Raw genomic sequence first — 7,899 nt, forward strand, 5'->3', positions numbered from 1 at the left:
GAACCCGGACCTGAAGACCGCCGTCGCCGAGCGCGCCGTCTCGATCCGGGCCGAGGACGGGGCCGGGGTCATCCCCGCCGATGCGGTCACCGCCTCGGGTTCGGGCCTCGACCCGGATATCTCCCCGGCTTACGCTCGGCTTCAGGCCCCGCGCATCGCGACGGCCCGGGGCGTCTCGGTGGAACAGGTCCAGCGCATCATCGGCCGGCACGTCGAACAGCCCACCCTGGGCTTCATCGGCCAGCCGCGCGTGAACGTGCTGATGACCAACCGCGCTCTCGACGCGGAGCTGCCGGCCCCTTGACCATGACTGGACCCGACCCGTCCGCATCGCCAGCCGCCCGCCGCAAGCGTGGGCGGCTGAAGGTGTTTCTGGGCATGTCTCCCGGCGTCGGGAAGACCTATGAGATGCTGCGCGCCGCCCGCCGCCGAAAGGCCGAGGGCGGCGATGTCGTGGTGGGGGTGGTCGAGACCCACGGCCGCCGCGAAACCGAAAGCCTGCTGCGGGGGCTGGAGGTCATGGCCCGTCAGCCGATCGACTATCGTGGCCGCGCCCTGATGGAGTTCGACATCGACGGGGCCCTGACCCGCCGGCCGGGCCTGCTTCTGGTCGATGAGTACGCCCACTCCAACGCCCCCGGCTCGCGCCATCCGAAGCGCTGGCAGGACGTGGAGGAGATCCTGGACGCCGGGATCGATGTCTGGACCACCCTGAACGTCCAGCACCTGGAAAGCCTGTCGGACGTGGTGCTGCGCATCACCGGCGTGCGCCAGCGCGAGGCCGTGCCGGACAGCGTGCTCAGCCGCGCCGACGATATCGAGGTCATCGACATCACCCCCGACGAGCTGCGCAAGCGGCTGGGCGAGGGCAAGGTCTATGTGCCCGAGACCGCGCGGCTGGCGTCCGAGAATTTCTTCAAGGTCGAGAACCTGACCGCCCTGCGCGAGCTGGCCTTGCGCCGCGCGGCGCAGACGGTGGACGACCAGCTGGTCGCCACCCTGCGCGAGAAGGGCGTCGAGGGGCCCTGGGCGGCGGGCGAGCGCATCCTGGTGCTGGTCGGCGGCGACGCCATGGCGGCCACCCTGGTCCGCACCGGACGGCGCATGTCCGACATGATGATGGACGCCCCCTGGACCGTCGCCCACATCGAACGGCCCAGCGGCGGCGTGGCCGACGCGGTCGGCGCCGCGCGCCTGAACGAGGCGGTCAAGCTGGCGGAACAGCTGGGCGGGCGCAGCGTGCGGCTCAGCGGCGACGACGTGGTGCGGACGGTCATGGACTACGTCCGCCGCAACAACATCACCCAGATCGTCCTGGCGCGCGGGCGCGAGAACCGCTTCAGCGCCTTCCTCGGCCGGTCGCTGGCCGCCGAATTGCTGCGCGCCGCCCAGGGCGCCGCCGTCCACATCATCACCGATGCGGGCGGCGAAGCGCCAGAGCGCGGCCTCCGCCTGTGGCCGCCGGCCTCCCACGCGGGCTGGACGGGCTATGCGGTCGGGGTCGGGCTGGTGCTGCTGGCCACCGGTCTGGGCGTCGTGCTGGACCGCAGCTTCGAACGCGTCGATCTGGGCGTCATCTACCTGGCGGCGGTCGTCGGCGCCGGCGTGCTGTATGGCCTTCGCCCCGCGCTGGCGGCGGCGACCGCCGCCTTCCTCGTCTACAACTTCCTGTTCCTGCGCCCGCTGTACAGCCTGGCGATCGGCTCCCCCACCGACCTGCTGACCCTGGTGCTGTTCTGGGCCGTGGCCTTGACCACCGGCGCTTTGGCGGGACGGGTGCGCGAACAGGTCCGCAACGCCCAGCGCCGCGCCTCAGCCGTCTCGGCCTTGCTGGCCGCCAGCCAGACCCTGTCCGGCGCCGAGGACGCCCGCGCCACCGCCCGGGCCCTGGCTGAACAGGCCTCCGCCGCCGCCGGGGCCAAGGCCGTCGTCTTGCTGCCCGAGGGCGAGGACCTGATGGTCGCCGCCTCCGCGCCTCCGGTCGATCCGCCGCTTCAGCTCGGCGCCGCCGCCATGGCCGCCGCGCGCTGGACCTGGGAGAAGGGCGAACCCGCCGGCCACGGCACCGGCACCCTGCCCCAGACCAGTTGGACCTTCCGCCCCCTGCAGGGGGTGCGCGGCCGTTCGGGCGTGGCCGGCATCGAGGCCGACGCCCTGGCGCCCGGCTCGGACGAAGAGCGGCTGGCGCTGGCCATCCTCGACCAGGGCGCCGTCGCCATCGAGCGCGCCGATCTGGCCGGACAGGCGCTGGAGACGGCGACCCTGAAACGGACCGACCGCTTCCGCGGCGCCCTGATGAACTCGGTCAGCCACGACCTGCGCACGCCGCTGTCGACCGTGCTGGGGTCCGCGACCACCCTGATCGACTATGGCGACACCCTGACGCCCGCGATCCGCGCCGACCTGCTGCTCAGCATCCGCGAAGAGGCCGAACGGCTGAACCGCTACGTCGGCGACCTGCTGGACATGACCCGGCTTGAGGGCGGCGGACTGAACATCAAGTCCGACTGGACCGACGTGCGGGATGTGCTGAACGCCGCCGCCGGGCGTATCTCGCGCCGCCTCGACAAGCGCACCCTGACCCGCGACTTCCCCGCCGACCTCAGCATGATCATGGTCGATGAGGGCCTGCTGGAGCAGGCCGTGGTCAATATTCTCGAGAACGCGATCGCCTACAGCCCCGACGGCTCCCGCATCGAATTGGCCGCCTATGAGGATCGCGGCTCGGTCGTCATCTCCATCGAGGATGAGGGCAAGGGCATCCCCACCGCTGAACTGGAGCGGGTGTTCGACAAGTTCCGCCGCATGGAGGAACCCTCGGACCGGACCAAGGGCGCCGGGCTGGGCCTCGCCATCGCCAAGGGCTTCGTCGAGGCGATGAACGGCCGCATCGCCGCCGCCAGCCCCATCGTCGATGATCACGGCACCCGCGTCCTGATCAGCCTGCCCAAGGCCATCGCCACCCACCGGGACCTGCTATGATCACTCCAGCAAGACGCGTTTTCTTGACGCGAACCGCTCACACTTCGCTTGAAAACGCTTGGGCCTATGTCCGCCGCTAGAACCACCGTCCTGGTCATCGACGACGAAGCGCAGATTCACCGCTTCCTGTCGCCCGCGCTGGACGCCGCCGGCTTCGATCCGAAACGCGCCGACAGCGGACAGGAGGGCCTGCGCGCCATCGCCCTGTGGAACCCCGACGCCGTCGTGCTCGACCTCGGCCTGCCCGACATGGACGGCAAGGACGTGCTGCTCCGTGCTCGCGAATTCTATCAGGGTCCGATCATCATTCTCTCCGCCCGTGACCGCGAGGCCGAGAAGATCGAGGCGCTCGACCTCGGCGCCAACGACTATGTCGAAAAGCCCTTCGGCGTCGGCGAACTGCTGGCCCGACTGCGCGTCGCCCTGCGCCTGAAGACGGGCGCCGACCAGCCGCACGGCCCCATCACGGTCGGCGACCTCGTCATCGACCTGGACCGCCGTCTGGTCACCCGCGCGGGCGAACAGGTGCGCCTGACGCCCAAGGAATACGACGTGCTGGCTCAGCTGGCCCGCGCCGCCGGCAAGGTGATCAGCCACAAGGATCTGCTGACCGCCGTCTGGGGCGCGGCCCACGCCGCCGACACCCAGTACCTGCGCGTCGTCGTCGGCCAGCTCCGGCAGAAGCTGGAGCCCGACCCCGCCCAGCCCCGCTGGATCTCCACCGAACCCGGGGTCGGATACCGGCTGCAGACCTAGGGCTCGGGCGCGGATTACACGCCCGCGACGTGCCCAAGCGTGGCTTTGTCGTCGCGGTCATTGATAATGATTTGCAAATTCATTTGATCGCGGATAACCGACCCGCCCAGTCAGTTTGCGGGGTGCATCCATGGTCATGCGTCATCTTCTTTCGTCAGCGGCGGCGGTCGCCCTGCTGGCCAACGCTGGCGGCGCGGCGGCCCAAGCAGCGCCGCAGACGCCGCCCAAGCCCATCCCTACCGTGGTCATCGACGACTCCGGCGCCGCCCCCGCCGCGCCGGTCTACGGCACGGGCGTAGAGGCCGGGACCACGACCTTGAACCGCGAGGCGGTGGACAGCCGCGCTCCCGGCTCGGGCGACGTCAACAGCCTGTTGCGCATCCTGCCGACGGTTCAGTTCAGCAACTCGGCGGGCGCCGCCAGCCGCGAGTCCCTGCAGGACCTGCGCCCCGAGACCATCTCCATCTCGGGCGGCTCGGTGAACGAGAACCTGTTCGTCCTCGATGGCGTCGGCGTGAACTCCTACATGTACGACGGCGATGAGGGTGCGGGCGACTTCACCGGCTTCGGCGTCGCCGCCGCCTCGGCCCAGACCCATTGGGTCGACGCCAGCCTGGTCGGCGAGCTGACGGTGCGGGATTCCAACATCTCGGCCCGCTACGGCGACTTCACCGGCGGCGTCGTCGAGATCGCCACCCGCGCCCCGTCGCACGTGTTCGGCTTCGAAACCTACTACGGCCTGACCAGCGACGGCATGGCCGAGTACCGGGTCTCCGACCTGGCCCGCACCGCCATCGGATCGGGCGCCATGCCCGCCACGCCCGAGTTTGAGAAGGAGCGCTTCGGCTTCAGTGCGGACCTGCCGGTCAACGAACGGCTGCGCCTGCTGGCAGGCTATAACCGCAGCACCTCGACCGTCACCAACTTCCCCGGCAACAACTATCTGGCCTACGGCGCGTTCAACCTGCGCAGCAAGGGCGAGAACGTCCTGCTGAAGGCCGAATACGATCTCGCCGACACGGTGACCCTGACCGGCCAGGTCAACTACACGCCCTATGAGAGCCAGGCCCGCCAGATCAACACCGCCTACGACAACCTGATCACCTCCAACGGCGGCGGACTGACCGCCCGGATCGGGCTGGACGGCGAGCGCGGGACCGCGGCCTGGAGCCTCGACCTGACCTATGCGAACACGGACAACACCCGCGACGCGCCGTGGGGCACGTTCAACATCTCGACCGCCGCGCCGGGTATGGCGGGATGCTCCGCCACCACGTCCTGCACCATCGGCGCGGCGGGAGACTTCATCCAGGAGCAGGACGACATCCGCCTGAGGGGCGACTGGACGCAGCCGCTCGGCCTCGGGAACCTGTCCGTCGGCTTCGAGGTCTCCAATGTGAAGGCGCACCGCGAGCGGCCGCAGGAGCTGATCTCGCACCTGACCAGCAACATCAGCGTCAACACCGTCTGCGTGAAGGGCGAGAGCCTGGCCTGCCGCAACGGCTCCTACGCCCTGACGACCCAGCTACGCTACGGCGCCTTCGACGCCCGGGCCGAGATCAACGCCTACGCCCTGTGGGCCGAGTACCAGCTCGATCTGGCCGGCTTCGACGTCCGCGCGGGCCTGCGCTACGACCACGAGGACTTCCTCGACAATCACAACATCGCGCCGCGCCTGTCCGTCTCCCGCGACCTGCCCTGGGCCGGAATGAACCTGACCGCGGGCCTGAACCGCTACTACAACCGCAGCTTCGTCGGTTACGCCCTGCGCGAGGGCGCCGGGGTGACGCGCACCTACACCCGCACCCCCACCATCGTCGGGACCGAGCGCCGCTGGAGCGACAACTGGGTCCTGAGCAGCCACACCGACAGCAACCGCTATTCGGGTCTCGGCCTGGACACTCCGTATTCGGACGAAGCCACCCTGGCCCTGACCGGACCGTTTGCCTGGATCGGCGGCGAGTACCGGATCAAGGGCGTGCTGCGCGACACCCGCGACATGATCGCCCGCTCGGTCCGCACCACCGAGACCTACGACCGCGAGACCGGCACGACCGCGACCCGCAGCGTCTACACCGCCACCAACGACGGCGAGCGCAGCTATCGCGGCCTGTCGCTCGAATACACGCGCCGCTTCGGGGACAACCACACGCTCACGATGAGCACCAACTTCTCCCACACCGACGCGACCAACCTGAACTATTTCGCCATGGCCGACGAGATCGAGCTGTCCGGCCAGAAGGTCTTCTACAACGGCGAGGTCGTCGACCTGCTGGAAGCCATCGCCGACAACCAGCTGCAGGACTACGCCTCTCCCTTCATCCTGAACGGGGACTGGAGCGCGCGCTGGTTCGACGGACGCGTGCGCACCAACGTCAACGCCCGCTACCGCGAGGGCTACCAGCGGGTCGCCGACACCGGCGTCAACACCACCGTCGGCGGCGTCAGCTATGACGTCTACGGCAAGGTCGACATCAAGGATTCGGTGGACGTGAACCTGTCGACCCAGGTCGACGTGGCCCGCACGGCCTACGGAAGCGTCTCCCTCGATCTCCGGGTCAACAACCTGTTCAACACCGTGCTGAACGACAACTACATTTCGCCGGCGCAGCCGTACCAACTGGGCCGCAATGCATGGGCGTCCGTGAAATTCCGCTACTGAGACACATTCCCCGGCGCGCCGCTCCGGCGTCCGTCGTCCTGGCGATCGGCCTGATCGCCGGGGCCTGGGCGTTCGACAGCGTGCGCGCCCAGGATTCGGCGGCACCCGTTCGCGCCGTCCTGTCCGAAACCCCGACGGCGGAAGAACTGCGCGCCGCCTACGCCGGAGCGCCCGAGACCTGGCCGGCCCCGACCCTGAGGGCTGGCGCGGTCTTCACCGAGTTCGCCCCCCTGCCCCCGCCTGCGACCCCGGCGGACAATCCGGTGACGGCGGAGAAGACGGTCCTCGGCCAGCGCCTGTTCGACGATCCGCGCCTGTCGGCCTCAGGCCAGATCGCCTGCGCTTCCTGCCATGCGCGCGAGCTGGGCTTCGCCGACGGCCTGCGCACCTCCTTCGGCCACGACCGCCAGCGCGGCAAGCGCAACGCCCCCTCCGTCGCCCCGTCCGCCTGGATGCCGATCCTCTTCTGGGATGGTCGCGCCGACACCCTGGAGGCGCAGAGCCTGCACCCCCTGGTCGATCCGCTGGAGATGGCGGGCGCCCTGCCCGAGATCGAGGCGCGCATCGCCGCCGACCCGACCTATGCCGAAGCCTTCCGCGCCGCCTTCGGCGACGACAGGGTCACCGTCGAACGCATCGCCAAGGCGCTGGCGACCTTCCAGCGCAGCCTGCGTCCGGGCCAGGGCCGCTGGCGCCGGTTTATCGGCGGCGACCGGCGCGCGCTCAACGACCAGCAGCTGCGCGGCCTGCACCTGTTCCGCACCAAGGCCGCCTGCGCCAGCTGCCATAGCGGTCCGGCGTTCAGCGACGGCCGGTTCCATAATCTCGGCCTGACCTTCTACGGACGCGAGCACGAGGACCTGGGCCGTTACCACGTCACCGGCCGGCCCCAGGATGTCGGCGCCTTCCGCACCCCCAGCCTGCTGGGCGTCTCACGCACCGGGCCATGGATGCACAACGGCCTGTTCCCGTTGATGGAGGGCATCGTCCGCTTCTACAACGCGGGCGGGGCGCATCCGCGTCGACCCGTCGGATCGGAGAACGATCCGATGTATCCGGTCACCGATCCGCTGCTGGAGCCGCTGAACCTGACCGACGAAGAGATCGACGACCTGGTCGCCTATCTGGAGTCTCTCTAGGCGGCGCCCCTGGCCCGGTAGTCGATGTTCACCGTGAAGTCGCGCAGGCTCCAGCGTGCGCCGGGGGCCGGTCGCGGGAAGGGCTGGGAAGCGGCGATCTGGTCCAGCGCCGCCCGGTCCAGCGCCCTGACGCCGCTGGAACGCACCAGACGCAGCCGGTGCACCCGACCGCGGCGATCCAGCTGGAAACTCACAGTCACGACGCCGCGCGCGCCGCCCGGATGGCGCTTGTGGCGTTCGATCCAGGCCAGGACCTCGGCGGACCAAGTGTCGGTGTCGGCCGCCGCGGCGGCGCCCAGCGACTGCCCGCCGCCGCCCTGGGTCGCGCCCGGCGTCGCGGCGTCCGCGGTCACCTGGCCC

At 70.0% G+C, this 7,899-nt stretch carries 6 protein-coding genes; 5 read left to right on the forward strand and 1 reads right to left on the reverse strand.

Features of this window, described 5'->3' with window-relative positions; translation table 11 throughout:
* The 5 genes from Q0C81_RS13050 to Q0C81_RS13070 form a co-directional block, all read left to right on the forward strand.
* The coding region (locus tag Q0C81_RS13050) for a potassium-transporting ATPase subunit C (RefSeq protein ID WP_291838573.1) at positions 1 to 304 on the forward strand (304 nt) is incomplete at its 5' end.
* Between the two features lie 2 nt (positions 305 to 306).
* The gene (locus Q0C81_RS13055; protein WP_291838576.1) at positions 307 to 2,982 is read left to right on the forward strand and encodes a sensor histidine kinase KdpD; all 2,676 of its coding nucleotides are present in this window, start codon (positions 307 to 309) and stop codon (positions 2,980 to 2,982) included.
* A 66-nt stretch (positions 2,983 to 3,048) separates the two neighbouring features.
* Positions 3,049 to 3,738, forward strand: coding sequence for a winged helix-turn-helix domain-containing protein (locus tag Q0C81_RS13060; RefSeq protein ID WP_291838579.1), 690 nt, complete (start codon positions 3,049 to 3,051; stop codon positions 3,736 to 3,738).
* A 136-nt stretch (positions 3,739 to 3,874) separates the two neighbouring features.
* Complete coding sequence (locus Q0C81_RS13065) at positions 3,875 to 6,400, forward strand: TonB-dependent receptor plug domain-containing protein (protein ID WP_291838582.1); 2,526 nt, start codon at positions 3,875 to 3,877, stop codon at positions 6,398 to 6,400.
* Complete coding sequence (locus Q0C81_RS13070; RefSeq protein ID WP_291838585.1) at positions 6,373 to 7,539, forward strand: cytochrome c peroxidase; 1,167 nt, start codon at positions 6,373 to 6,375, stop codon at positions 7,537 to 7,539. Before Q0C81_RS13065 ends, Q0C81_RS13070 begins: the two co-directional genes overlap by 28 nt.
* On the opposite strand, the gene Q0C81_RS13075 is transcribed toward Q0C81_RS13070, so the two are convergent.
* The coding region (locus Q0C81_RS13075) for an energy transducer TonB (protein WP_291838588.1) at positions 7,536 to 7,899 on the reverse strand (364 nt) is incomplete at its 5' end. The two genes, Q0C81_RS13070 and Q0C81_RS13075, sit on opposite strands and share 4 nt — an antisense overlap.

Source organism: Brevundimonas sp., from assembly GCF_023259385.1.
GTDB lineage: Bacteria > Pseudomonadota > Alphaproteobacteria > Caulobacterales > Caulobacteraceae > Brevundimonas.

What these genes read in the sequence shown, in the direction of transcription:
- Q0C81_RS13070 (WP_291838585.1), top strand. Translation starts at nt 6,373, where the DNA reads ATGGGCGTCCGTGAAATTCCGCTACTGAGACACATTCCCCGGCGCGCC.
- Q0C81_RS13065 (WP_291838582.1), top strand. Translation starts at nt 3,875, where the DNA reads ATGCGTCATCTTCTTTCGTCAGCGGCGGCGGTCGCCCTGCTGGCCAAC.
- Q0C81_RS13060 (WP_291838579.1), top strand. Translation starts at nt 3,049, where the DNA reads ATGTCCGCCGCTAGAACCACCGTCCTGGTCATCGACGACGAAGCGCAG.
- Q0C81_RS13055 (WP_291838576.1), top strand. Translation starts at nt 307, where the DNA reads ATGACTGGACCCGACCCGTCCGCATCGCCAGCCGCCCGCCGCAAGCGT.